28 protein-coding genes are annotated in these 23,943 nt (G+C 57.5%); 3 read left to right on the forward strand and 25 right to left on the reverse strand.

Annotated elements, in window-relative coordinates; translation table 11 throughout:
• Positions 1–11: 11 nt before the first annotated feature.
• The 15 genes from CAURIC_RS09365 to rpsJ form a co-directional block, all read right to left on the reverse strand.
• Positions 12–794, reverse strand: a complete 783-nt coding sequence (locus tag CAURIC_RS09365; RefSeq protein ID WP_035113623.1) for an ABC transporter ATP-binding protein — start codon at positions 792–794, stop codon at positions 12–14.
• Positions 795–1,991, reverse strand: coding sequence for a FecCD family ABC transporter permease (locus CAURIC_RS09370; RefSeq protein WP_235700702.1), 1,197 nt, complete (start codon positions 1,989–1,991; stop codon positions 795–797). It abuts the gene before it with no gap.
• Positions 1,988–3,031: a FecCD family ABC transporter permease gene (locus CAURIC_RS09375; RefSeq protein ID WP_052094937.1), complete on the reverse strand. Its 1,044-nt coding sequence runs from the start codon at positions 3,029–3,031 to the stop codon at positions 1,988–1,990. Before CAURIC_RS09375 ends, CAURIC_RS09370 begins: the two co-directional genes overlap by 4 nt.
• 48 nt (positions 3,032–3,079) lie before the next feature.
• On the reverse strand, positions 3,080–4,033 hold the full coding sequence (locus CAURIC_RS09380) for an ABC transporter substrate-binding protein (protein WP_035113622.1): 954 nt from the start codon (positions 4,031–4,033) through the stop codon (positions 3,080–3,082).
• A gap of 242 nt (positions 4,034–4,275) precedes the next feature.
• Positions 4,276–4,554 (reverse strand): 30S ribosomal protein S17, encoded by a 279-nt coding sequence (gene rpsQ / locus CAURIC_RS09385; protein WP_035113621.1) that lies wholly within the window; start codon positions 4,552–4,554, stop codon positions 4,276–4,278.
• Positions 4,551–4,784, reverse strand: a complete 234-nt coding sequence (gene rpmC, locus CAURIC_RS09390) for a 50S ribosomal protein L29 (RefSeq protein WP_013889219.1) — start codon at positions 4,782–4,784, stop codon at positions 4,551–4,553. Before rpmC ends, rpsQ begins: the two co-directional genes overlap by 4 nt.
• Entirely contained in the window at positions 4,784–5,200 is a 417-nt protein-coding gene (gene rplP / locus CAURIC_RS09395; protein ID WP_020441956.1) for a 50S ribosomal protein L16, read from the reverse strand. The genes rpmC and rplP overlap by 1 nt, the downstream gene beginning before the upstream one ends.
• 5 nt (positions 5,201–5,205) lie before the next feature.
• Entirely contained in the window at positions 5,206–5,949 is a 744-nt protein-coding gene (gene rpsC / locus CAURIC_RS09400) for a 30S ribosomal protein S3 (protein WP_013889221.1), read from the reverse strand.
• Positions 5,949–6,311: a 50S ribosomal protein L22 gene (gene rplV / locus CAURIC_RS09405; RefSeq protein WP_013889222.1), complete on the reverse strand. Its 363-nt coding sequence runs from the start codon at positions 6,309–6,311 to the stop codon at positions 5,949–5,951. Before rplV ends, rpsC begins: the two co-directional genes overlap by 1 nt.
• A 2-nt stretch (positions 6,312–6,313) precedes the next feature.
• Positions 6,314–6,592 (reverse strand): 30S ribosomal protein S19, encoded by a 279-nt coding sequence (gene rpsS, locus CAURIC_RS09410; protein WP_010269028.1) that lies wholly within the window; start codon positions 6,590–6,592, stop codon positions 6,314–6,316.
• Positions 6,593–6,608: 16 nt separating this feature from the next.
• The gene (gene rplB / locus CAURIC_RS09415; RefSeq protein ID WP_035113619.1) at positions 6,609–7,451 is read right to left on the reverse strand and encodes a 50S ribosomal protein L2; all 843 of its coding nucleotides are present in this window, start codon (positions 7,449–7,451) and stop codon (positions 6,609–6,611) included.
• A 38-nt stretch (positions 7,452–7,489) separates the two neighbouring features.
• The gene (rplW, locus tag CAURIC_RS09420) at positions 7,490–7,795 is read right to left on the reverse strand and encodes a 50S ribosomal protein L23 (protein WP_013889224.1); all 306 of its coding nucleotides are present in this window, start codon (positions 7,793–7,795) and stop codon (positions 7,490–7,492) included.
• Entirely contained in the window at positions 7,792–8,445 is a 654-nt protein-coding gene (rplD, locus tag CAURIC_RS09425; protein WP_035113618.1) for a 50S ribosomal protein L4, read from the reverse strand. Before rplD ends, rplW begins: the two co-directional genes overlap by 4 nt.
• On the reverse strand, positions 8,442–9,098 hold the full coding sequence (gene rplC, locus CAURIC_RS09430) for a 50S ribosomal protein L3 (RefSeq protein WP_070433772.1): 657 nt from the start codon (positions 9,096–9,098) through the stop codon (positions 8,442–8,444). The genes rplD and rplC overlap by 4 nt, the downstream gene beginning before the upstream one ends.
• Positions 9,099–9,140: 42 nt before the next feature.
• A complete protein-coding gene (gene rpsJ, locus CAURIC_RS09435) occupies positions 9,141–9,446 on the reverse strand; it encodes a 30S ribosomal protein S10 (protein ID WP_010120790.1) in 306 nt (101 codons plus the stop codon).
• 1,229 nt (positions 9,447–10,675) lie between these two features.
• Between rpsJ and CAURIC_RS09440 the strand changes: the two genes are divergently transcribed.
• The 3 genes from CAURIC_RS09440 to CAURIC_RS09450 all read left to right on the forward strand — a co-directional run bounded on the left by CAURIC_RS09440 (position 10,676) and on the right by CAURIC_RS09450 (position 13,179).
• Positions 10,676–11,317: a sortase gene (locus tag CAURIC_RS09440; RefSeq protein ID WP_216593961.1), complete on the forward strand. Its 642-nt coding sequence runs from the start codon at positions 10,676–10,678 to the stop codon at positions 11,315–11,317.
• Positions 11,318–11,484: 167 nt separating this feature from the next.
• Positions 11,485–12,483: a hypothetical protein gene (locus CAURIC_RS09445; RefSeq protein ID WP_035113612.1), complete on the forward strand. Its 999-nt coding sequence runs from the start codon at positions 11,485–11,487 to the stop codon at positions 12,481–12,483.
• A 333-nt stretch (positions 12,484–12,816) separates the two neighbouring features.
• Entirely contained in the window at positions 12,817–13,179 is a 363-nt protein-coding gene (locus tag CAURIC_RS09450; RefSeq protein ID WP_035113610.1) for a hypothetical protein, read from the forward strand.
• 339 nt (positions 13,180–13,518) lie between these two features.
• Here CAURIC_RS09450 and tuf read toward each other — a convergent pair whose 3' ends face one another.
• The 10 genes from tuf to CAURIC_RS09500 all read right to left on the reverse strand — a co-directional run bounded on the left by tuf (position 13,519) and on the right by CAURIC_RS09500 (position 23,943).
• Positions 13,519–14,709, reverse strand: a complete 1,191-nt coding sequence (gene tuf, locus CAURIC_RS09455; RefSeq protein WP_035113608.1) for an elongation factor Tu — start codon at positions 14,707–14,709, stop codon at positions 13,519–13,521.
• 423 nt (positions 14,710–15,132) lie between these two features.
• Complete coding sequence (gene fusA, locus CAURIC_RS09460; protein ID WP_035113606.1) at positions 15,133–17,250, reverse strand: elongation factor G; 2,118 nt, start codon at positions 17,248–17,250, stop codon at positions 15,133–15,135.
• A gap of 316 nt (positions 17,251–17,566) precedes the next feature.
• The gene (gene rpsG, locus CAURIC_RS09465) at positions 17,567–18,037 is read right to left on the reverse strand and encodes a 30S ribosomal protein S7 (protein WP_013889247.1); all 471 of its coding nucleotides are present in this window, start codon (positions 18,035–18,037) and stop codon (positions 17,567–17,569) included.
• 3 nt (positions 18,038–18,040) lie between these two features.
• Positions 18,041–18,412, reverse strand: a complete 372-nt coding sequence (rpsL, locus tag CAURIC_RS09470; protein ID WP_013889246.1) for a 30S ribosomal protein S12 — start codon at positions 18,410–18,412, stop codon at positions 18,041–18,043.
• 384 nt (positions 18,413–18,796) lie between these two features.
• Positions 18,797–19,000, reverse strand: coding sequence for a DUF4236 domain-containing protein (locus CAURIC_RS09475; protein ID WP_035113604.1), 204 nt, complete (start codon positions 18,998–19,000; stop codon positions 18,797–18,799).
• Positions 19,001–19,075: 75 nt separating this feature from the next.
• The gene (locus tag CAURIC_RS09480; RefSeq protein ID WP_084588128.1) at positions 19,076–20,335 is read right to left on the reverse strand and encodes an esterase/lipase family protein; all 1,260 of its coding nucleotides are present in this window, start codon (positions 20,333–20,335) and stop codon (positions 19,076–19,078) included.
• Between the two features lie 44 nt (positions 20,336–20,379).
• Positions 20,380–21,117 (reverse strand): TM2 domain-containing protein, encoded by a 738-nt coding sequence (locus CAURIC_RS09485; RefSeq protein WP_035113602.1) that lies wholly within the window; start codon positions 21,115–21,117, stop codon positions 20,380–20,382.
• A 197-nt stretch (positions 21,118–21,314) separates the two neighbouring features.
• Entirely contained in the window at positions 21,315–21,773 is a 459-nt protein-coding gene (locus CAURIC_RS09490; protein ID WP_035113600.1) for a hypothetical protein, read from the reverse strand.
• Positions 21,774–21,803: 30 nt separating this feature from the next.
• On the reverse strand, positions 21,804–22,958 hold the full coding sequence (locus tag CAURIC_RS09495; protein ID WP_084588127.1) for a TRAFAC clade GTPase domain-containing protein: 1,155 nt from the start codon (positions 22,956–22,958) through the stop codon (positions 21,804–21,806).
• A gap of 1 nt (position 22,959) precedes the next feature.
• On the reverse strand, positions 22,960–23,943 hold the full coding sequence (locus CAURIC_RS09500; protein WP_035113598.1) for a hypothetical protein: 984 nt from the start codon (positions 23,941–23,943) through the stop codon (positions 22,960–22,962).

Raw genomic sequence — 23,943 nt, forward strand, 5'->3', positions numbered from 1 at the left:
CCCAGCCCCAGCTACACCACCGACCGTGGCACGATGATCGGTGCTGCCCCTTGCGGGTCTTCCCACACCTCGGCCCGTAAACCGTAGGCCTCGGCCAAGACCTGCTCCGTCAGAGCCTGTCGCGGTGTACCTTCCGCTATGAGTTGCCCATCTTTCATCACGGCCACTTGGTCGCTAAACATTCCGGCGAGCGTGAGGTCATGCAGCACCATCACCACGGTCTTTCCCTGCTCCGCTAACTGGCGCACCAGCGTGAGCACCTCAATCGCATGCGCGGGGTCCAAAAACGTGGTTGGTTCATCCAACAACACCGCCGGAGTATCTTGTGCCAGCACCATCGCCAACCACACGCGTTGACGTTGACCACCGGAGAGTTCCGCCACGTCGCGGTCTACCAGCGCCGCCGTATCCGTCTGTTCCAAGGCCTTCCGAATGATTTCTTTATCCGACGCCAACGTGGCCCCCCACATTCGGCTTCGATAAGGGTGGCGCCCTCTTTCCACTAGCTCCCCAACAGTCAACCCGGGAGGACTAACTGGATGCTGTGGCAACAGTGCCACAGTCTGCGCTGCTTCGCGTGCCCTCAGAGTGTGAATGTCGATCTCACCATAGAGAACACGACCAGACGTGGGAGTGAGCAATCGCGACATGGCCTTGAGAAGCGTGGATTTTCCGCAGCCATTGGGGCCCAGCAACGTGGTAACGCGCCCCTGTGGTGCAGTGAGGGACACATCCTTCACAATCGTGGGACCATCGCCGTAACCGGCGGTGATGTGTTCAATCGAGACGTTCATTTAACGAACTCCTTTCAGGCCACTACGGCGGGCAGCATTCCAGACAAGCCAGACCAGCGCGGGCCCACCGACAATGGCAGTGACCAAGCCCACCGGGGCGGTAATCGGCAACAAACCCGCGATGATCGCGCAGATCGTCATGAGTGCAGCTCCTGCTGTGGCAGATACCAGCGGAGAGGGTGTCGGGGTGCTGGCGGCGATTCTGGCCATCTGCGGCGCAAGAAGGGCGACGAATCCGATGGGACCTACGACCGAAACCACGACCGCGACCATCCCCGTTGATGCGATAAGAATCAACATTCGCGTCCTACGGACATTGATCCCCAGGCTGGTCGAGGTGGCGTCGCCATGAGCCAGCAAGGGAAGATCGCGGGCGAACAACACGCCGAGAATAAGGCTGGGGACCAGTCCCAGGAACAAGGGAGGGAGAGCTTCCGTTCGAACGAAACCTGTTGATCCGGCCAGCCATGTCTGGGCATCGGCAGCGCGGGTGATGTCGGCTTTCAGAAGTAGATAATGCACGATGGACTGGGTGAGGAAGGATAGAGCCAGACCCACAATAATAACGCGCTGGGAGGTCCCGAAACCGCCGAGTATCAGCAACAACACCACGATCACCCCGGCCCCGACCAGTGCCAGTGCCGCACGCCACCACATCGTCGGGATGGCCTCGCTCCACTGTGGACGGGCCAAGACCGTGCCGGCCACGACGAAGACCGCCGCACCCCCAGAAACACCGAGGATGTCGGGACTGGCCAAGGGATTGCGGGACATGGTTTGTGTCCATGCGCCAGCGAATCCCAACGCCGCGCCGACCACGACCGTGGCAACCGCCACAGGTAGGCGCAAGTCCCACACGACGTTCACCGCTTGTCGCTCCCCACCACCAGTGAGAATCTCCACGACCTGCATGGGAGTCAGCGATAGTTCACCGATACCCAGGAGGACGAAGAAGCTCAGCAATGCGAGGAGTGCGAAGCCCGCGGCGGTGAGCCACACGCGCCGGATGCGCCGCCACCGCTGCACCTGCAAGGGGTCGGCGGGATTATGGCTAGTTGGGTTAGTGGGGTCCGCGGGATTGGTCGGGTAAGTGGGGTCCGCAGGGTCCGCGAGATTGGCCGGGTAAGTGGGGTCAGCAGGGTTCTTCGGCTCTGTCGAGCCCATGGCCTCTGTGGGGTTTGTATTTGCGGAACTCATACGGTCACACCCTCCTGCAGCAGTGCCTTGGAGCGACGTGGCGAACGCACCGCGGCGATCATCAACGGTGCTCCGACGATCGCTAAGACAATCGCCATCTCCAGTTCATTTGGTTGCAGGACGAACCGACCCACGATATCAGCAAATAGCACCGTCGCAGCTCCTGCTAGCGCTGTCGGCGCCAACATACGACTCAGCGCAGGGCCCGTGAAACGTCTAACGATATGAGGCACCGCGAATCCCACAAACGTCACCAACCCCACAGTGGCCGTTGCCGTACCTGCCAGGACAATGATCGCCAGCGCCGCGAGGCTGCGCGCGCGTTCTGGAGATGTTCCCAGGCTCTGCGCGGTCTCTTCACCCATCGCCAACACGTCCAAGGAGCGAGCCACGATCACTGCGATCACGCACCCCGTGGCGCAACCCACCGTGGCCAAGGCAACATCCTGCATCCCTCGACCTGCGGTAGAACCCACAGTCCAGCGGCGTAGCCCTTCCAACGTGTCCGAGGAATACAAACTCAGCAAGTGTGTGGCAGCTTGCAGCGCGAACGTCACGCCAACTCCCACGAGCACCAAGGTCAGCGGATCGCGCGAAACGCGGGACACGATCAGCACAATCGCCGACGCGAGCGCCGCCCCGACGATGCCCCACACCGCGCGTTCTCCTATGGAATTCGCTACGCCCGCCGTCAGCGCTACCGCCACAGCGAAACCTGCGCCCGCATTCACACCTATGATGCCGGGATCGGCCAGTGGGTTCCGGGTCCAGCTCTGAGCCACTGCGCCAGCAACTGACAGCGACGCGCCAACTACGAGCGCCAAGAGAGTTCGGGGCACGCGTAAATCCCAAATGATGCCATGATCTTGTTGGTTCACAACGGAGTTGCTCCCCGATGCATTGGGCCCCTCAAGGAGTATCGCGGTGGTCTGGGAAAGAGAAAAAGAACGGGCGCCCAAGTACACGGAGGCCAAGGCGCACAACACCACGCACACACCGGCACAGAGCGTGAACACTTTGGTGCGGGTTAATGAGGACATGAGACTCTCTACAGGGATGGTAGGGGCACACTGCAAGTGTCTTTGCAGTTAGAGGGCAGAGTTGAATTCCTTCACTGCCCACGGGATAGTCACTGGGTTAGGCATGCTCATAGCGTTACCCACATCCTCGGACAGCCAGCGCACCTTGTTTTCCCGCACTACGTCCAGGGCGCTAAAGGTCGGATCTTTTCGCAAGGCATCCGCTGCGCCCTTGTAATCCAAGACAAAGAGGTAATCAACGGCGTTGAGCTGGTCGTAGTTTTCGGGAGCAATATCACGATAGAACTCGCCCTTGTTGCCTTCGAGATCTGCCGGGATTTCAAACCCCAAGTTTTTTATGAACTGACCACGTCCATCGCCAGAGGTGTAAAGACCAATTTTGCCCTGGTAAGGCATGACGATTGCAGCTTTCTTGCCCTTGAGCTCCGGATGCTCAGCTACGAAATCATCAAAGGACTTTTGAGTGTCTTTGATGAGCTTGTCACCCTCGCCCTCCTTGTCCACGGCATCGGCGATCTGCTCGACCTGATCCTGCCACGGAATTTGCCAATCCTTAGCCCCCTCGGGCTTCACGGTGGTGGGCGCGATGTCCTCAAGGGACTTCTTTGCCTGCGCATCCACGGCTTGGTTCACCGCGATGATCTTGTCGGGATCAGCAGCACTAATCTTCTCTAGAACCTCCGAGGTGAAACCGGAGGCAGTGTTGAATACCTTGGCTGGCTTTTCTCCCTTGAGCAGGTCTTCAGCCCATGGACCCACGCCCGAGTCCGCTACATCTCCCTCTGCACCCCACGGCGCGAGGAGTACTGGCTGAATGCCTAGAGCCAGCAGTGTATCCGAGTCGCCTAGACCGACACTGGCGATGCGTTCTTGACTCTTGCCACCAGCCTCGGTGGAGGCATTGTCCTCAGCACGAGAGCAGCCAGCCAACAGTAGCGCCGACGTAGTTAACAGCGCGCCGGTGATGCGGGCCCAGCGGCGGGGGGTGGATCGGTGGGTCATATGTGAATCTCCTTGAAATATGGCGGTCTGAATAGACGCACGGACTGCAGGCGTCGATAAAAAAGCCGGAGAACGACAGCAGACGCCCACAAAAGGGGTACGACCGCACACACTACCAAGGTAAGGCTACGCTTACAATAGTTAGGGTGACCTCAAAAAGAAAACCCCACCCACTCGGCGGAAACGCCAAGTAGATGGGGGGTCAATCTGGTCACAAGGTCTCCCTCGCGAACCAGAGGAATCTAGCGAGCCTTCTCCAGAATCTCGACGAGGCGGAAGTGCTTCGTCTTGGACAATGGACGGGTTTCTTCGATCAGAACGCGGTCGCCAACACCGGCGGTGTCGTTCTCGTCGTGAACCTTCACGCGAGAGTTGGTGCGCATGATCTTGCCATACAGGGCATGCTGCTTGCGGTCCTCGAGTTCGACGACGATCGTCTTGCTCATCTTGACGGACACGACATAGCCCACGCGATTCTTACGTGCGCCCTTTTCCTTCTTAGTCAAGGTTGCCTCACTCATGCTGCGTCACCACCTGGGTTGGTAGACAGCCCGAGCTCGCGCTCGCGCAAAACGGTGTAGATGCGGGCGATGTCACGCTTTACTACACCCAAACGACGGTTGTTGGACAGCTGGCCGGTCGCAGCCTGGAAGCGAAGGTTGAACAGCTCTTCCTTCGACTCACGCAGACGGGTGGTCAGCTCTTCATTCGTGAGCTCACGGAGCTCAGATGCCGGAATTCCGGTAGCCATTAGAACTGATCCTCCTTCTTTACGATACGAACCTTGCAAGGCAGCTTGTTGCCAGCGCGGCGCAGAGCTTCGAGAGCGATCTCCTCATTGGGGTAGGACATCTCGAACAGGATGCGACCTGGCTTGACGTTAGCAACCCACTTCTCGACTGGACCCTTACCGGAACCCATACGAACACCAAGTGGCTTCTGAGTCAGTGGGCGGTCAGGGAAGATGTTGATCCATACCTTGCCACCACGCTTAACGTGACGGTTAATGGCAATACGAGCGGACTCGATCTGACGGTTGGTGATGTACGTCGGCTCCAGGGCCTGCAGGCCGTAGTCACCGAACGTCACGCGGTTGCCGCCCTTGGACACGCCGCTGCGGTGCGGACGGTGCTGGCGACGGAACTTAACGCGCTTAGGGATAAGCATTAGCTTTAGCCCTCCTGCTTCTTCTCGGCGCGCTGGCGACGTGCACCACCGCGGCGTGGACGCTCACGGCGACCGCCACGTGGGCGATCGTCGCGTGCGTTCATCAGGGACTCACGACGGCCACCGACAACGTCACCCTTGTAGATCCACACCTTGACGCCAATGCGTCCGAAGGTGGTGTGGGCCTCGTAGGTGCCGTAATCGATCTCGGCGCGCAGGGTGTGCAGTGGAACGCGACCCTCGTGGTAACGCTCGGTGCGACCCATTTCTGCGCCGCCGAGGCGGCCGGAACATACGACCTTGATGCCCTTGACCTGTGGCTGGCGCATTGCACCCTGGATAGCCTTGCGCATAGCACGACGGAAGGCTACACGGTTGGTCAGCTGCTCAGCGATGGACTGTGCCACCAGCTGTGCATTGGCGTCGATGTTCTTAACTTCAAGAATGTTCAGCTGAACCTGCTTACCGGTGAGCTTCTCGAGCTGACCGCGGATGCGGTCGGCCTCGGAACCACGACGACCGATTACGATGCCCGGACGGGCGGTGTGGATGTCCACGCGGACACGGTCGTGGGTGCGCTCGATGACAACGTCGGCAATGCCGGCGCGGTCAAGACCCTTGGACAGGAAGTCGCGGATCTTGATGTCCTCGGCGAGGTAGTCAGCGTACTGCTTGTCGGCGTACCAGCGGGAGCGCCACTCGGAAGTGATACCCAGCCGGAGGCCGTGGGGGTGGATTTTCTGGCCCACTACTGAGCACTTCCCTTCTGGCTCTCGACGACCACGGTGATGTGGCTGGTGCGCTTGCGGACGTGGAAAGCACGACCCTGAGCGCGCGGACGGAAACGACGCATAGTTGGTCCCTCGTCGGCGTAAGCCTCGGAGATAACCAGGGAGCGACGGTCCAGGCCGTAGTTGTTCTCTGCGTTAGCTGCTGCGGATGCAACAACCTTGTAAACCGGCTCAGAAGCAGCCTGCGGAGCGTACTTCAGGATAGCCAGCGCGTCGTCAACGGACTTGCCGCGGACCAAGTCGATCACGCGACGTGCCTTCATTGGGGTGACGCGCACGAAACGCGCGGTTGCGCGTGCGGAATTCACGGTGTCAGTCATGATTATCGACGACCCTTCTTGTCGTCCTTCACGTGACCCTTAAAGGTCTTCGTGGGGGCGAACTCGCCTAGCTTGTGTCCGACCATGGAATCATCGATGAACACTGGCACGTGCTTGCGACCGTCGTGGACGGCGAAAGTGTGGCCAATGAAATCAGGCAGAATGGTCGAGCGACGGGACCAGGTCTTGATGACCTGCTTGGTGCCCTTCTCGTTCTGAGCGTCCACCTTCGCGAGGAGGTGTTCGTCGACGAATGGGCCCTTCTTGAGGCTACGTGGCATTCTCTACTACCTCCTCTTAGCGCTTCTTGTTCTTGTTGGTGCGACGACGGCGAACGATCATCTTGTCGCTTGGACGGTTGGGCTTACGGGTGCGGCCTTCCTTCTGGCCCCATGGGGACACAGGGTGACGACCACCAGAGGTACGACCCTCACCACCACCGTGTGGGTGATCAACAGGGTTCATCACGACACCACGGACGGTTGGGCGAACACCCTTCCAGCGCATACGGCCGGCCTTGCCCCAGCGGATGTTGATCTGATCCTGGTTGCCAACTTCACCAACGGTGGCGCGGCAACGGATGTCAACACGGCGGATTTCGGAAGACGGCATACGCAGAACTGCGTACTTACCTTCCTTACCCAGCAGCTGGATGGAGGCACCAGCGGAACGGGCCATCTTAGCGCCGCCGCCTGGCTTCAGCTCCACAGCGTGGATAACGGTACCGGCTGGGATGTTACGCAGAGGCAGGTTGTTACCCACCTTGATGTCCGCGTTTGGACCGGACTCAACAACGGTGCCCTGCGTCAAACCACGAGGTGCGATGATGTAGCGCTTCTCACCGTCGAAGTAGTGCAGCAAGGCGATGTTTGCGGTGCGGTTCGGGTCGTACTCGATGTGAGCAACCTTTGCCAGGACGCCGTCCTTGTCGCTACGACGGAAGTCGATAACGCGGTAACGACGCTTGTGACCGCCACCCTTGTGGCGGGTGGTGATGTGGCCGTGAACGTTACGGCCGCCGGTCTTCGACAGCGGGCGCAGCAGAGACTTCTCAGGAGTCGAACGGGTGATCTCGTTGAACTCGGAGACAGAACTCTGGCGGCGACCCGGCGTAGTCGGCTTGTACTTACGAATAGCCATACTTTTGCTTCCTCTTTACCTTTCGGTCTCTTCTGCCCTTAGGCAGCAGAACCACCGAAGATGTCGATCGGATCGCTGCCGGCGACCAGGGTCACCATGGCGCGCTTGGTTGCCTTGCGACGGCCGTAGCCGGTGCGGGTGCGCTTGCGCTTGCCCTCGCGATTGAGGGTGTTCACGCTTGCAACCTTGACGCCAAAGATCTGCTCGACGGCAATCTTGATTTGGGTCTTGTTGGATGCTGGGTTAACCAGGAACGTGTAAACGTTCTGCTCCATCAGGCCGTAGGACTTCTCAGACACTACTGGGGCCAGGATGATGTCACGTGGATCTGCGACGGTGCTCACTTTGCCTCCTCCTTGGTGTTCTGAGCGGCGGTGATGAACGCGTTCAATGCCTCCACGGAGAACACAACATCGTCTGCATTGAGAACGTCGTAAGTGTTCAGCTGGTCGGTAACCAGGGTGTGGACATTTGGCAGGTTGCGCACGGACTTGCGGGAGTTAATATCCTCGCGACCGAGAACCACAAGCACAGACTTGCGGCCGGTCAGACGCTCCAAAAATCCGCGTGCAGCCTTGGTGGATGGGGTCTGGCCTGGAACCAGATCCTCAACCACGTGAATGCGAGCGTGACGTGCGCGGTCAGATAGCGCGCCACGCAGTGCAGCAGCCTTCATCTTCTTAGGGGTGCGCTGGGAGTAGTCGCGTGGCTGAGGTCCGTGAACCGTGCCACCACCGGTGAAGTGTGGTGCACGAATGGAACCCTGACGAGCACGACCAGTGCCCTTCTGGCGGTAAGGCTTACGGCCACCGCCGCGAACCTCGCCGCGGGTCTTGGTGGCATGGGTGCCCTGACGCTTGGCTGCGAGCTGAGCGGTAACCACCTGGTGCATCAGTGCGACGCTAACCTCGGCGTCGAAGATGGCAGCAGGCAGCTCTACAGAGCCGTTGGTCTTACCGTCAGCGGTGTGGACATCAAGCTTTAGATTGCTCATGCGTGTGCACCGCCCTTCACTGCGGTCTTCACAACGACGATGCCGCCGTTGTTACCTGGTACTGCGCCCTTAACGAGCAGCAGGTTGGATTCTGCATCTACCTTGGCAACCTTCAGGTTCTGCAGGGTAACGCGTGCGTTGCCCATACGGCCTGCCATGCGCTTGCCCTTAAAGATACGACCTGGGGTGGCACATGCACCGATACCACCGACGCGGCGGTGTGCAGCCTGGTTACCGTGGGAAGCACCCTGGCCAGCGAAGCCGTGGCGCTTCATAGCGCCGGCATAGCCGTGGCCCTTGGTGATGCCGGTTACGTCAACGAACTTCACGTCGTTGAAGATCTCGACGGTGACGTCCTGGCCTACCTCGTAAGCGGAGGAATCCTCAACGCGGATCTCCGTAACGTGGCGACGAGGGGTCACGCCAGCCTTCTTGAAGTGACCAGCAGCAGGCTTGTTTACCTTGCGTGGGTCGATCTCGCCGAAAGCGATCTGGACGGCGTCGTAGCCGTCGGTTTCCTTGGTGCGCACCTGGGTGACGACACATGGCCCAGCCTCGACGACGGTGACCGGGACAACCCGGTTCTCGTCGTCGAAGATCTGGGTCATGCCGAGCTTCTTGCCCAGGATGCCCTTGATCTCAATATCACTCATAATTTTTCTCCGCTGCCTTCAGTATCAGACTCTTGTCCTGGCCTACTGAATGTTGACGTCGACGCTGGCCGGAAGGTCGATGCGCATGAGGGCATCAACGGTCTTCGGGGTTGGGTCGAGAATGTCGATCAGACGCTTATGCGTACGCATCTCGAAGTGCTCGCGCGAGTCCTTGTACTTGTGCGGCGAACGGATGACGCAGTAAACGTTCTTTTCAGTTGGCAAAGGCACCGGGCCAACGACACGAGCGCCGGTACGGGTGACCGTTTCAACGATCTTCTTGGCAGAAGCGTCGATTGCCTCGTGATCATAGGCCTTCAGCCTGATGCGGATCTTTTGTCCCGCCACGCTTGTCCTCTTCCTAGCGCGCCCGCGGCCCTTCCTTTCGGAAGCTCCGTCGTTCGGGCTCACACGCCTTATATCTTGTCTTAACGCTGTCCGGCCGTGGGGCCTGGTCCAGTCGCCAGTTCGCTTATGGTGTCTTACATTCTCTTGTTCACGTGCCGTTGTGAAAGACACGGCTTCGTGAACAATTGAAAAATGCAGGTTCCACCTGGTGCCCACCTCCCCCTTGGTTGGGTAAGGCGTGTACCTCGCTTCGGAAGGGGCCTATTGAGCCACGGGTTAAATTGTCGCGAGGTTTTCCCTGCGTTTTCCTGTGCAACCCACCCGGATCATAACTAATCCGCTGTAAGCTCACCGGACCCGTGGAGGTCCTTCGTTTACTGCCGCTGTTCATTTACCATGTCCCACTCCGGCACCCGCGGTGAGGCGTGTTGGCCTTTTCCGCGCAAAGTACCGCACAGCAAAGCTGCCTCGCTTCTTGAATCCGCGAGGTGTTCACTGACGATGGATCATGCTCACTTCACCAGCGATGCCTTCTTGACTCACATAACGTCTAGTTGGGTTGCAGACTTCGAGAATCTGTCCAATCTAGAACGAGGTTAAGCCTCATTCATCGTGTTAAAGCAACGTCAAGTATCTAACCACAGGATCCACGGGTCTCCAAATCTACGATCTTCTACCTGCAGGCCCCATCGACACACCCCACAGTTAGCCACTGTTCGCGGGGGCTGCACATTAGAATCACCCTCTAAACTGCCAGAAGGCGCAGGAGAAGCTTAAGTTAGGCCCCATTGCAGTCAGAAATGGCGCAGGGCCGGTTGGAGCTGGCGTCGGCAAACAGAAAAAAAGAAGGTGCAACCATGAAAGACCAGCGCTCCCGCCCCGACGTGCGAGACGCCCGGCGCCCCGTGATTCAATGGCGCCCATTACCTTCGCCTGACCGCCCTCACCCTGAAGCAATTGGCAACAGCCAGAATTCAGTTCGACACACGCACCAGCGACATCCGTTGCCCGCGCCAACTCGGCCAGTAGCGAACACACCGGGGAGCCTGAGTGCGCGGAAGCAAAGAGTCGGGGTGGGCCCTCGGCAAGAAGCGAGGACTACGAAAAGAAGTGGCGCGCAGGGACCTAGGGGCAGGACCGATGTCCGGCGACCCGCAAAGACCACGCCAGCTACACCACTACAAGACCGATTTAAGTCGGCATGGAAGAATTCGATCGCGTTTCGCGTTGTGCTCGCTGCCCTCGTGGCGCTTGTGGCCTTCTCTTTATGGCCCAACTCAGATGAAGCCGATATTCCCGCCGGACTAGAGAGCAACGAGGTGATGGCGGAGAATTCCCCTGTGATCGCACCGGCAGCGGCCAAGGAGATCGTTGTGCCGCGGATTGGATTGCGGGCAGAATTCGAGGATGGTTCATGCCGCGTCAAGGACAACGCAATCAACCCCGCCACATTAGATAGAGCCTGCACGTACACGTCTGATGACCGTCCATATTCCCTGCCTGGCACGGACGCTTCAGACATCGTGGTAGTGGCTGGACACACCGGGGCGGGCGTACACGCCGTTTTCGACAAACTGTATGACGGGCGAGCGAACCGCCACACCATTTCCGTTGGCGACAAGATGTATCTACGCACCGCGAATTCCGGTGACAACTGGTTGGTATATTCCGCGACCGATTTACATGAACCGAAGAAGGAAGGACTTGCCGAAGACTCGGCGATTTGGGGCGACGGGCCTCGCCCAGGCCGGTTGTTAACCATCAGCTGCATTCAGCCAGCTAACCCCTTGGCCTCCTCGGCTCGTAACGCGGTTATTGGATGGCAGTTCCAAGGAGTGTCGCATTCAACCAAGACATCAGGGTCGCCTTAGATATTAATAAAGCACTTTGTCTTTCAAAACCACACTATTTTGGGGGTAAATTTGTTCGCTTTGCTGCAAATGTGACAGTTGTGACTGACGTGAAGAATGAAACGCATGTTAACGTCTGCTGAAGTAAGCCGTTCAAACGGCGCACCGACTCACTCAGAGGAGACAATATGAAGCGTTTTCACCAAACCCTAACTGCGGCCGCAGTAGCCACCGCTCTCGCATTCGGCGGCATCTCCGTCGCCAACGCTCAGGATCTGCCAGCAACCATCGAACTCGATGGCACTGTCTACACCAAGCAGGAAGACGGCAGCTACGTCTACACACCAGAATTCGGCGGCAATTCTGTAACCCTCCCGGCCGAAAAAGTTGACGAAATTATCAAAAAGCAGGCTCCAGCTGAGCAGCCAAACATGAACAATCCTGCAACGAAGACGGACACCACGGGCCACGTGTGGTACCAACACATGCAGGACAAGTCCTTCTACGTCAAGGATGCTGCTTTGGTGAACGTGGACATCACCGATGAGATGCGCGATGCATACAAGAAGGCATTTGAAAACGCTCCCGCCCCAGAGACAACACCTGAAAAGTCTCCGGAGCAGGACAGCCCTGCGCTCCCCGCAACCAAGAAGGATTCCAGCGGACACGAGTGGTACCAACACATGCAGGACAAGTCCCTCTACGTCAAGGATGCCGCCCTGGTGAACGAGGACATCACCGATGAGATGCGCACTGCATATGCCCAGGCTTTCCCTGAAAAAACACAGGAAGAAGCGCAGAAGCCCGGATTTGACAAGAAGCAACTGGCTTGGCTGGCGCTCCCTGCTGTACTCACCATTGGTGGCGTACTGTGGTACCTCAGCCAAGACGGCAAGACCTACGTTAAGGACAAGAACCGCGCTAACCAGGCGCCAACTGCTGAGGAGAAGGCCGCGTCCGAGAAAATGCTGGCCGAACACAAGGACGAGGTCATCGCTCAGGGTGGCAAGCTCGATGAGAACGCGGCCGCCAATGGTGGTGCTACTGATACCGCAACCAAGGAGACCGGCCGTGGCATGCTGGCACAAACCGGTTCCAACACCGCCGCTCGCGGTCTCGCAGCTTTGGCTATCACTGTGATGATTGCAGCTGCAGCAGTGGTGTCCCGCCGCAAGCTGTTCGCTTAGATCGTTCCCGCAGGACAGCTGCTGCACCCAGCCCCTTCCCTACCGTGAAGCGGTACCGGGAGGGGTTTTCTCAGTTATCAGTGCCGCGGTGCCAGCCCGGTGCAGCGGTGGTGCCGAATTCTGCGGTGCTAGCCCGAGGGCAGCGGTGGCGCCGAGTACAGCGGTGCCAGCCCAAGTGCCGCGGTGACGCCGAGGGCAGCTCGCCACTTCCAAGTATCACATGTGGGGTCTCGGGGGACCGCTCGGGGGTTTTCCGTCATAAAGTAGACTCGCGGAGTAGTAGAACGCATCGCATCCTGCCCAGATTGGTAGAGCTGCCCTTAAGGAAACAAGTTGACCGACTACCGCCATGACCCCGAGTACCTGCGACAACGACGAGCCATCATTAGAGCGCACCACCCCGATGCCGGAGGCTCTGATGCGGACCTTATCGCCGCGTTGAATGCATTGGACGATCAATGGGACAGACGCGCGCGCATTCGCCGACAGGTGGAAGAATACCGCCCTGACTTCATTCCCGAGCACGCTACGGAACAAGCCCTGGCCGTAGCGGAACATGCCGTCAACCTTGTTGGATCACTCGCCAATCGCGCAGGCAAGGTCGCGGGGAGCGTAGGGCAAACGATCTACGGGCGCCTACCCCGTGAGTTTTTGCGTGGCTATCGTCAAAACAATAGCGACAAGAAAGAAAACTAAAACGCAGTCTGAAATACCGCATCGAGCATTGTCGGGGCAGTTCCGTAGCCGGCAACTCAGCGGGCCTACGCGCACCCCGATCTTTCCGCTTTACTTGTCTGGCGATAGTGCGCGCTCTCGCCCTCGGTTGTTACCGGTTGGCTCTCGCCCTCGGTTGTTTCCAGTTGGCTCTCTCGTAGCGTAAAGAACTCGTAGCACGATGGCATCACCTGAAACAGCAAAAACCCGGACGCTCCCTGACGGGAACCTCCGGGTTTATTCGGCTCTCGCTTTAACTTTAGAAAAGCTCAGCGAATGAAACCGAATTCCATCTACTCGGCAAGGGCCGAGCACATGAATTTACTTGGTGATCTTGGTAACGCGACCAGCGCCAACGGTGCGGCCACCCTCACGGATAGCGAAGCGCAGGCCCTCGTCCATAGCCACTGGCTGGATCAGGGTAACGCTCATGTCAACGTTGTCGCCGGGCATAACCATGTCGGTGCCCTCTGGCAGCTTCACAACACCGGTAACGTCGGTGGTGCGGAAGTAGAACTGAGGACGGTAGTTGTCGAAGAATGGGGTGTGGCGGCCACCCTCGTCCTTGGACAGAACGTAGACAGAGCCCTCGAACTCGGTGTGAGGGGTGTACTCGCCTGGCTTAGCAACGATCTGGCCACGCTCAACGTCCTCACGCTTCAGACCACGCAGCAGCAGTGCAGCGTTGTCGCCGGCCTCTGCGGTGTCCAGCAGCTTGTTGAACATCTCGATGGAGGTAACGGTGGTCTTCTGGGACTTCTCGCGGATACCCAGGATCTCAACCTCGTCGTTCAGGTTCAGAACGCCACGCTCAACACGGCCGGTAACAACGGTACCGCGGCCGGTAATGGTGAAGATGTCCTCGATTGGCATCAGGAATGGACGATCGGTCTCACGGACTGGATCTGGGATGGAGTCGTCACAAGCCTGCATGAGCTCAACGATCTTCTCAGCCCACTCTGCGTCGCCCTCGAGAGCCTTCAGTGCGGAGATGTGAACGACAGGAGCTTCCTCATCGTAGTCCTGCTCGCCCAGCAGCTCGCGGACCTCCATCTCAACGAGCTCCAGCAGCTCCTCATCGTCAACCATGTCGCACTTGTTCAGTGCAACGAGGATGTAAGGAACGCCAACCTGACGAGCCAGCAGAACGTGCTCGCGGGTCTGAGGCATTGGGCCGTCGGTAGCAGCCACAACCAGGATCGCGCCGTCCATCTGGGCAGCACCGGTGATCATGTTCTTGATGTAGTCAGCGTGGCCTGGAGCGTCGACGTGAGCGTAGTGACGCTTCTCGGTCTCGTACTCAACGTGGGAGATGTTAATCGTAATACCACGCTCCCGCTCCTCCGGCGCCTTGTCGATGGCGTCGAAAGCGAAGGACTTGTTAGCCTCTGGGAACTTGTCAGCCAGTACCTTGGTGATGGCGGCAGTGGTGGTGGTCTTGCCGTGGTCGACGTGACCAATGGTGCCGATGTTTACGTGCGGCTTGGAACGCTCGAACTTAGCCTTCGCCACTTTGTGTCCTCCTGGACTGCTCGGTGGCTACGACTTTCGCAGCCACATATCTTTTTGTTTCTAACCGAGTCACGCTCCCACTTCTGTTGTGGAGCATGGGTTCCGGTCAGTTTTCTTTCTTGCCGGTTACAGTCTTTTCGCGCGCCCAGCGATCCTCTAATCGAGAGGAGTAAAGCCGACTAAGGCGCAAACTGGGTAACGGCCAGCACACCGCATCCTACGCGATCTGGCTCTAATCAGAAAATTAACGATTACCCATATTCGGGTGCATTTTCCAATTTGGCCGATCTGCGTGCTCTTTTGAGTTTGGATACGCCGTGCTGACCCCTACCCGGCCGCACATATGCGCGACGGGAAGGGAGGCTAGATCGAGCTGTTTCAATAACTGCCCGATTTAGCTTGGGGAGCTAGCAGACCGAGGGTTTACTTAACCTCGCCACCGGTACGCTCAGCGATGATCTCAGCGGAAACGTTCGAAGGAACTTCACCGTAAGAATCGAAGATCATGGAGAAGTTCGCACGGCCTGCGGTACGGGAACGCAGGTCACCGATGTAGCCGAACATCTCAGACAGAGGAACCTTTGCCTTGACCAGCTTGGCGCCGGCGCGGTCGTCCATGGACTGGATCTGACCACGGCGAGAGTTGATGTCGCCGATGACGTCGCCCATGTACTCCTCTGGGGTGATGACCTCAACGGCCATCAGTGGCTCCAGCAGAACTGGCTTAGCCTTTGCAACGGCTTCCTTCAGTGCCTGAGAACCGGCGAGCTTGAAGGCCATTTCCGAGGAGTCAACCTCGTGGTATGCACCGTCAAGCAGGGTTGCCTTGATGTTCACCAGTGGGAAGCCGGCTAGGTAACCGTACTGCATTGCGTCCTGGATACCCGCATCAACGGATGGGATGTACTCCTTAGGAACGCGGCCACCGGTGACCTCGTTAACGAACTCGTAGGTCTCGTCGGAGCCCTCTTCTGGCTCGTAAGGCTCCAGAGCGATGATCACGCGCGCGAACTGACCGGAACCACCGGTCTGCTTCTTGTGGGTGTATTCCAGCTTCTCAACTGGCTTACGGATGGTCTCGCGGTAGGCAACCTGTGGCGCACCAACGTTTGCCTCGACCTTGAACTCACGGCGCATGCGGTCAACCAGCACGTCCAGGTGAAGCTCGCCCATGCCGCCAATAACGGTCTGGCCGGTCTCGTCATCCAGCTTCACGGTGAAGGTTGGGTCCTCTTCCGCGAGCTTCTGGATAGCCGTACCCAGCTTCTCCTGGTCAGACTTGGTCTTAGGCTCGATGGCCACCTCGATCACCGGGTCTGGGAAGTCCATGGACTCCAAGATCACTGGGTTCTGGGTGTCACACAGAGTGTCACCGGTGGTGGTGTCCTTCAGACCAATGAAGGCGTAGATGTGACCAGCGGAAGCCTTATCCACTGGCTGCTCCTTGTTGGAGTGCATCTGGAACAGCTTACCGACGCGCTCCTTCTTGTCCTTGGTGGAGTTGGTGACCTGGGCACCAGACTCAACAGAACCGGAGTACACGCGTACGTAGGTCAGCTTGCCGAAGAATGGGTGTACGGCAACCTTGAAGGCCAGAGCGGAGAATGGCTCATCCTTGGATGGCTTACGCAGCATCTCCTTTTCTGCGTCCTTTGGATCGTGGCCCTTGATGGAACCAACGTCCATTGGGTTAGGCAGGAAGGAAATAACTGCGTCCAGCATTGGCTGGATACCCTTGTTCTTGTAAGCGGAGCCACAGTACACTGGGTAAACTTCGGAGTTCACAACCAGCTTGCGGATCTGAGCCTTCAGCTCGTCAACGGTGATTTCCTCACCAGCGAAGTAACGCTCCATGAGCTCTTCATCGGACTCTGCAACGGTCTCGATGAGCTTCTCGCGGTACTCCTCAGCCTTTTCCTGCAGGTCAGCTGGGATCTCCTCGACGGTAGCCTCGGTTCCGATCTCAGTGACACCGCGCCAGGTCAGTGCCTTCATTTCCAGCAGGTCAACAACGCCGTCGAAGTTGTCCTCTGCACCGATTGGCAGCTGCATAACCAATGGCTTTGCACCCAGACGATCGATGATGGTGTCTACGGTGAAGAAGAAATCAGCACCGAGCTTGTCCATCTTGTTGACGAAGCAGATGCGTGGGACGTCGTACTTCGTTGCCTGGCGCCAAACCTGCTCGGACTGCGGTTCCACGCCTTCTTTGGCGTCGAATACGGCAACAGCACCGTCCAGAACACGCAGGGAGCGCTCCACCTCAACGGTGAAGTCCACGTGGCCTGGGGTATCGATGATGTTGATCTGGTTTTCTTTCCAGAAACAGGTGGTGGCCGCGGAGGTAATGGTGATACCGCGTTCTTTCTCCTGCTCCATCCAGTCCATGGTCGACGCACCATCGTGGGTCTCACCGATCTTGCGGTTAATACCGGTGTAGAACAGGATGCGTTCGGTGGTAGTCGTCTTACCGGCATCGATGTGTGCCATGATGCCGATATTGCGAACCTTTTTCAGGTCAGTTAGCGCTTCAAGTGCCACTGGGGAATCCGCTCATTTCGTTTGCTTGAGCAACCCGGGCTTCGTCTCGAAACTCCGAAACGATGCCGCAAAGGTCGCGGGCTTTTACGTACTTTTTCTATTGTGCCAGCAAGTCGGCTATTTGTCGTTGCAAGATAGCTCACTTTTTTACGTGGTTTTTTATTTCTTGACGCCACGCTGGCCCGGGCGCAACCCACCAACGGAATTTGTTGTTTCATTCAACTATTGGTCAGGCTGCAGTTTTTACCCAAAAAGGGCAATAGCCCCACTACTTTACGCCGCGAGGGAACGTGAAGCAGTAGGGCACATCCGCGTTTTACCAGCGGTAGTGAGCGAAGGCGCGGTTGGCCTCGGCCATCTTGTGAACGTCCTCACGGCGCTTCACGGAAGCGCCGAGGCCGTTGGATGCATCGAGGATCTCGTTTGCGAGACGCTCAATCATGGTGTTCTCACGACGCTGTCGGGTGAAGGTCACCAACCAGCGCAGAGCCAGGGTGGTGGAGCGGCCTGGACGAACATCAACAGGAACCTGGTAGGTAGCGCCACCGACACGACGGGAGCGAACCTCGAGTGCAGGCTTGATGTTGTCGAGAGCCTTCTTCAGGGTGAGTACCGGATCGGTACCGGTCTTCTCGCGGCACTGCTCCAAGGCACCGTAAACGATGCGCTCGGCGGTGGACTTCTTACCATCGAGCAGAACCTTGTTCACCAGCTGAGAGACGATCACATCGCCGTATACTGGATCATTTTCGAGGGGGCGGGAAGGTGCTGGACCCTTACGAGGCATGTTTTACTTCTCCTTCTTCGCGCCGTAGCGGGAACGAGCCTGCTTACGATCCTTAACGCCCTGAGTATCCAGGGTTCCACGGACAATCTTGTAACGCACACCAGGGAGGTCCTTCACACGACCACCACGCACGAGCACCATGGAGTGCTCCTGGAGGTTGTGGCCCTCACCTGGAATGTAAGCAGAAACCTCGATACCGGAGGTCAGACGAACACGGGCAACCTTACGGAGCGCGGAGTTCGGCTTCTTTGGGGTGGTGGTGTACACACGGGTGCACACGCCACGACGCTGTGGGGAACCCTTCAGCGCAGCGGTAGCCACCTTCTGAGACTTATCATGACGGCCCTTACGGACCAGCTGCTGAATAGTTGGCATTTATGAACTTTCCTGTTGTTCGTTTCGGTGCAGACTCCAGCGGGTTGCGCCTCGTGACGACAACGAGGCATTTCCCTCGAGCTCCGCCGATCCTTTGCAGTGCTCCATCATGAATACCCACGATGAGGGATCCATGTTTTGGAGACAACAAAAAATAGGGGCTCTTTCCCGGGGCCTCTTCCGCTTCGTATCACCCTGCGCACTCAACACAAGGATCTTTGCGTTATCCATCACTGTGTTGGAACGTTTGCCACAGCAAGTGACTTACATCCTTAGAAGCACTCAGTGATAGAAATGCAATCTACAAGAGCAGATATTAGCGCCTAGCGCGTTCACATCCAAATCGCTACTGACGCACAACCGAGCACCGCCAACTATCGGGGACTAGCGCTTCTTTTTACCAAACAGTCCACCCAAAGACTTGGTGTAGCTCAACCCACTGCCATTCCGAAAGGAGATCGTGTGGCTACCATTAGCGCGGCGCGTGATGCGAGCCGGCCCGATCTTGATAGAACCGCCCACACCACCAGTGGACGTGTTAACGCGGAACGGCCCGATCTTTTTTGAGTTGCGAAAGAAAATTCCCATACGCGCAGTCTATCTGCTACTGCAGACACAGTGACTGAAATGGTGGGTGCCCGAAGTCTACGCACAGAATTTGCCCTAGCTACTACCCCACACATCGCCCTGCCCGGTGCATCGAATCTGATCAGCCGGAACCAATTCGGGATCTAACGCATGACGAACCAAGTCCACTCCCCGCGGGGAGTACGACATAGTCATGTGATCGGAATGGTCCTCCACGCACCCGTCTTGCATGGTGATGTTTCGAACCGTTGCACCTCGCCCTGCGCTCAAGAACGTGGCGTCGTACGGCGTGGAAATTTCGTCGTATTTCGTCCCGATAATGGTGTATTCAACACCCGGCTGTGTTTCGCCACCTTCATTCAGTTTCCGAATGAACTCTGAACCATACTCCTGCTGGTAACCCGCAACACCGCCGAACCACTGCCGGAATTCGGCGTAACCGTCGGTAAAAGCTTGGTTGTCCGATCCGGCCGCCTTGCTACCCGCCCCAAGCGCCTGCTTGTCCGATCCGGCCGCCTTGCTACCCACCCCTAGCGCCTGCTTCTTCGAACCAGCCCCGTGCGGGCGTGGCTCACCCGCAGCCTGCTCGCGCTCAACTGCCTGAGGTTCATTCCCGCCCTTCTTCTGCGGGTACTTTCCTCCCACCTGAGTGCCATGGTTAGTGGCACCAAGCGTGATGATTTTACCGATCTTGTTCTTCTTCGGATCGGTCGCGTCCACTCCCCCACCGAATTTCGCGTAGTAGCGGGCCATGACCCCGCCCTGAGAATGCCCAACCAAGTCAACTTGCTTAGCACCAGTCGCCCCCAGCACCGCGTCGACTACTTGCGCTAACTGCCCCGCCGATACATCAACGGGCGCCACGCCGAACGTGTTTGGAAGCAGCGAGCCCACCCCGCCCTTGTTCCAAATATGCGCGCGCCCCAAATTCGGAGCGAACACGCAGTATCCATCTTTCTTCAACTGTGGTGCCATACCGGACCAGTTGACGTAGGCGTTCTCCCACGTGCCGTGAATAAGAATCACCGGGTTCGGGTGCTCCGCAGAAGGTTTACAGGTCCAATCATTGGTACCCACCGGTGCTAACCGGGGCTGGGCCAACGTCTGCATAAACGCGCCCATGAACGTCTTTGCGCCCGGGCCGGTCGTAGTCGTGGTGCGAGTGGCGTCAAAACTAGGAGATCCCACCGCCGCATGGGTTGCAGCTACCTGCGCCGTTTCGGCGTTGGCACCTGCCATTTGGGCCGACGCCACGCTCCCCCCACCACTAATACCCACCGCCACCAGGCTGGCCAGCAGAGTGGAGATGAGGGGGAATTTCCGTCGTTGAAGCATGCAGTTAAATTAACACAGTTGCCGACTCAGAATCTGCTGAGTCTCTACTTAATTGGGATACCCTTGCCGTCTTTTTTGTAGCGATCTGTACCCGCGAGCATCATTACCCATTCAACGGCAAGGTAGCACAGAAAAAGAGGAAGAAAGCGAGGCTGGTCAGTGACCACAAACGTCGCAATCAGCGTACCGATTCCCCACCACGGACGACGGAAGTAAAAGTGCTGCAAGCCGAAAAAAGCCGTGGGAATGACTGGCAAACCCAGCGCTAGGCCAACGAGTCGACTGTGAGGATTGAGGGTAGCGGTGTACTGGCCCGACTCCGTGGCGGAGCTGGGCTGCTTTGTTTGAGCTGGTTGCACCGGCTGCGACAACTTCGTCGGCTGAGATGGCTGTGCTGACGGGGTTGGGAAGGCTGGGTTGGTTGGTCGAGCTAGATTGGTTGGTCGAGCTAGGTTGGTTGGTCGAGCTAGGTCGGTGGGCGGAGTTGGGACGGCGCGCTTAGTTCGGTTCGCTGCCGTGGCTGGGTTTGTGGGCGGAGTTGGGTTCTTGCCCGAACTAGGTAATGTCTTCCGCAGTGCGTTCGGCGCTGCACTAGGCGGTGGACTCGGTGGCCCACTCGGCTGCACAATCCGAGGCAAACTCTCAGCCGACGGGGCCGACAGTGGTTTTACGGGTTCGCCCCCGCGGAGCTTCCGTTTTTCGTCCTCCTCTCGGTTCAATGCTTCCGCCTGACGGATTAGTTCATCGATGTCGAAGTTCTCATCGGCATTGTTGTCCGCCATTACTCCGCTCCTTCTTTTATCATGTCGGTATCCCAGAATTAGTGTGCTCAGAATACCCACGTTGAAATAGCACGCCAAAGCTTTCAACCACGTTTGGTTTTAGGTCTTGGTGCTCGGTTTTAGTGTTGGGTCCTGGCGCCCGACCCCAGTGCAGAGGATTTCCCCCCAGCCTCAACGCCGAGGGTTCGCACTGGGGCTTATTGAAGCTGGCTGAAAATCCACATCAACACAATGGTCAAAACCAACGCGATCACTAGGGCTAGAGCTGTGTAAGTAAGCAACCGTCGCCGCCGTCGTGCTCGATCAACAGTTCGCGCAACCAGAGCATCTTGGCGCGCATCATTGTGATCTACCGTGACCTGGTTACGCGCCTCTAGCCTGCGGCCACCATCGATGCTGGAGTACGCGCTGGCATTTTTGGCGAGGCCGTTAAAGGACTGCTGGCCGGCCCCTGCTGCCCATTGGGGGCCAGCGTTCGCTCCCGTGTAAGGGGCTGGTCCACCTTGGTTTTGATGGTGCGCGATGCCGTTCGGCTGTTGCGGGTAGGCGTTTCCGTTCTGTTGCTGCGGGTAGGCGTTTCCATTGGGTTGCTGTGGGTACGCGTTGCCTTGCTGGGGAGAATACCTAGGACCACCGAAACTATTGTTATTCGTCATTTTTCCTCGTTTCGCGATGCCAAAGATGCTTTACTCAAAAACTCGCATGTAATGCAAGCAGTGCCGAATCGGATCCAGGCACCTAAAGGGAGCGATTCCCGAACGACTGATCTTCCCGCTGGCTGGAGAATCTCCCAATGCAGAAACCGCAAAACAGCTGTACAGATATGGTTTTTCACCGAAAAGCGGGATCCTCATCTGATTGGTGAGTTCCGTGGCCTCGAGGCACTCCAAAAGACTTTTGACTTCCGCGTTCAACAGTGAGTGATCCGCTAAGTCAAATGGGCCATCTAGGTCGGATCCTTCATGGCTAAACCTGGCACCCTTATTGCCCATTACGCGTTGCCAATTGATGTTCCGACCTGGAGCTCCATCAAAGCTAGGCAACGAAATGTTTTCAAGGTTTTGCAGGGTATCGAATTTGGACAAGGTTAAAGCGATAAACGGTCGCTGGCTGGGCCCCAATACACTTAATAGATTCCGCAGAACGTCTGCCGGGTCATCGGCGCCCACCTCATGAGTGGAAACCGTACCCGCCAGCAAATCGCGAATTCGGGGCACCGCCATGGGGTCGTAAAGGAAGATCACCTGGTCTGCGAAACCGAAAAAGCTAAGGGACTCACGCCGAGATTCAAACCCTTCTGCTTTGAGATCTTCGCCCGCTACATCTCGGAATACCACAAAAATCTTCTGCAGGTCACCGCGTGGACCACGAGGGTACGCACCGATGTCGAAGATCAGTGGTTCACGTTGATATGCGTCCTTCTGAGCAGACGGTGGCGTGGGCGGGAGAATACCCATGTTCTCAAATAGGGGTTCCTCGTAGTGCTCACGATATGTTCGCTCGGTGTAGGCATTCGCAGGACGGAAAGTGTGCCCCTTCGTAATGACTAACCGCTTGAGAAGCTTGATGACCACCGCCATGTACAGGCTTTTACCTGACGAACGAGCGCCCGCCATCGCAATCGTGATCGTGCCCGAACCGGCCCATCCTTGCGGCAGCTGGCGAGGCTGACCGTTTTCATCCTTCACATACGGAGAGACGTTGGAGTTGGGGTTTCGTATCGCGCGAAACGTATAGGGGCACTTCGTCAGCAGATGAAAAGGGAACTCCGCCCCATTGTGGTTACCTGCGTTCTGGTTTCCCCCACCGTTACGGTTGAATTCTCTAGGAACCTGGTTCACCTTATTTCACTCCTAACCGCAGGCTGTGGCCGATTTCCTTCACCGCGTTTGTATATCCTTGGTGACTATTTGAAAGCAGCGCGTTAACCAGCGGGGCGGTTAGCACGGTAAAGCGGGCCTTCGTTGGAAATTCTGGGCGCTCCGTACAGATCACATGCGCATCACCGCGGAAATCTTCGGTCCATGCCGGCACGTTGTCGGAGACAACAAGGAACCGCACTCCCGGAATGTGCCGGAACTCAGCAATAGCGTCCCGAGTCCACCCAACCTCTTTTCGCTCCATATAAGCATCTGGGCCGGTTCCTTTGCCGCTAATCAGATCAAGCAGCTCATCCCCGTTCACCGAAGAATGAACATTGCTGCGATCGGAGCTGGTCGTGAACGCAATGCTCCAATTTTTGTTCCCTAGAACACCCGTCACCAAGTACGCAATCGCCTGTCGGTGTTCCTGGTTAAAAGCAAGTTGGGCCGAAACTGATTCATCTATAATGACGGCGATATTTACTGGTCGGTCATCAGCCGCCGCGCTCACATCGTCTCGATCGAAGACATTTCGAGCGACGAGATCGACACCTTGACTGTGCCCTTCACTCAGCTTGGACTCGGTGGCGTTGGCCGCGGTTATGACAATTTCATCACCTACGGAATCGATTTTCGCGATAGCGAAATTACGCCGGTTACCTAGACCGTAGGACGGAAAGCGCAGCTGGTATTCCTCCCCGGCGTTTGTGGTCAGCACAACCGTGGCAAAGACCTTAAATTCGTAATCGAAGGTACCTGCCTCGTCGTCGGGCGCAATGGTGACTTCACTATGCCCTTGAAATCCCTGGCACAACAGCTTATTCCGTCGCGTTTTAACGGTCTCGAAACCGGTACTCGACGACGTAAAACCTTGCCGGTGTTTGGTATCCAAGTCGAAACGAAGCCGGCTTATTCCGCCACTGAATCGGTAGGATTCACCTGTTGAGAGCGTGTATTCCTTCAT

Origin of the sequence: Corynebacterium auriscanis (assembly GCF_030408435.1) — a bacterium.
Taxonomy (GTDB): Bacteria; Actinomycetota; Actinomycetes; order Mycobacteriales; family Mycobacteriaceae; genus Corynebacterium; species Corynebacterium auriscanis.

What these genes read in the sequence shown, in the direction of transcription:
- CAURIC_RS09365 (WP_035113623.1), bottom strand. Translation starts at nt 794, where the DNA reads ATGAACGTCTCGATTGAACACATCACCGCCGGTTACGGCGATGGTCCC.
- CAURIC_RS09370 (WP_235700702.1), bottom strand. Translation starts at nt 1,991, where the DNA reads ATGAGTTCCGCAAATACAAACCCCACAGAGGCCATGGGCTCGACAGAG.
- CAURIC_RS09375 (WP_052094937.1), bottom strand. Translation starts at nt 3,031, where the DNA reads ATGTCCTCATTAACCCGCACCAAAGTGTTCACGCTCTGTGCCGGTGTG.
- CAURIC_RS09380 (WP_035113622.1), bottom strand. Translation starts at nt 4,033, where the DNA reads ATGACCCACCGATCCACCCCCCGCCGCTGGGCCCGCATCACCGGCGCG.
- rpsQ (WP_035113621.1), bottom strand. Translation starts at nt 4,554, where the DNA reads ATGAGTGAGGCAACCTTGACTAAGAAGGAAAAGGGCGCACGTAAGAAT.
- rpmC (WP_013889219.1), bottom strand. Translation starts at nt 4,784, where the DNA reads ATGGCTACCGGAATTCCGGCATCTGAGCTCCGTGAGCTCACGAATGAA.
- rplP (WP_020441956.1), bottom strand. Translation starts at nt 5,200, where the DNA reads ATGCTTATCCCTAAGCGCGTTAAGTTCCGTCGCCAGCACCGTCCGCAC.
- rplV (WP_013889222.1), bottom strand. Translation starts at nt 6,311, where the DNA reads ATGACTGACACCGTGAATTCCGCACGCGCAACCGCGCGTTTCGTGCGC.
- rpsS (WP_010269028.1), bottom strand. Translation starts at nt 6,592, where the DNA reads ATGCCACGTAGCCTCAAGAAGGGCCCATTCGTCGACGAACACCTCCTC.
- rplB (WP_035113619.1), bottom strand. Translation starts at nt 7,451, where the DNA reads ATGGCTATTCGTAAGTACAAGCCGACTACGCCGGGTCGCCGCCAGAGT.
- rplD (WP_035113618.1), bottom strand. Translation starts at nt 8,445, where the DNA reads ATGAGCAATCTAAAGCTTGATGTCCACACCGCTGACGGTAAGACCAAC.
- rplC (WP_070433772.1), bottom strand. Translation starts at nt 9,098, where the DNA reads ATGAGTGATATTGAGATCAAGGGCATCCTGGGCAAGAAGCTCGGCATG.
- CAURIC_RS09445 (WP_035113612.1), top strand. Translation starts at nt 11,485, where the DNA reads ATGAAGCGTTTTCACCAAACCCTAACTGCGGCCGCAGTAGCCACCGCT.
- rpsG (WP_013889247.1), bottom strand. Translation starts at nt 18,037, where the DNA reads ATGCCTCGTAAGGGTCCAGCACCTTCCCGCCCCCTCGAAAATGATCCA.
- rpsL (WP_013889246.1), bottom strand. Translation starts at nt 18,412, where the DNA reads ATGCCAACTATTCAGCAGCTGGTCCGTAAGGGCCGTCATGATAAGTCT.
- CAURIC_RS09475 (WP_035113604.1), bottom strand. Translation starts at nt 19,000, where the DNA reads ATGGGAATTTTCTTTCGCAACTCAAAAAAGATCGGGCCGTTCCGCGTT.
- CAURIC_RS09480 (WP_084588128.1), bottom strand. Translation starts at nt 20,335, where the DNA reads ATGCTTCAACGACGGAAATTCCCCCTCATCTCCACTCTGCTGGCCAGC.
- CAURIC_RS09485 (WP_035113602.1), bottom strand. Translation starts at nt 21,117, where the DNA reads ATGGCGGACAACAATGCCGATGAGAACTTCGACATCGATGAACTAATC.
- CAURIC_RS09490 (WP_035113600.1), bottom strand. Translation starts at nt 21,773, where the DNA reads ATGACGAATAACAATAGTTTCGGTGGTCCTAGGTATTCTCCCCAGCAA.
- CAURIC_RS09500 (WP_035113598.1), bottom strand. Translation starts at nt 23,943, where the DNA reads ATGAAGGAATACACGCTCTCAACAGGTGAATCCTACCGATTCAGTGGC.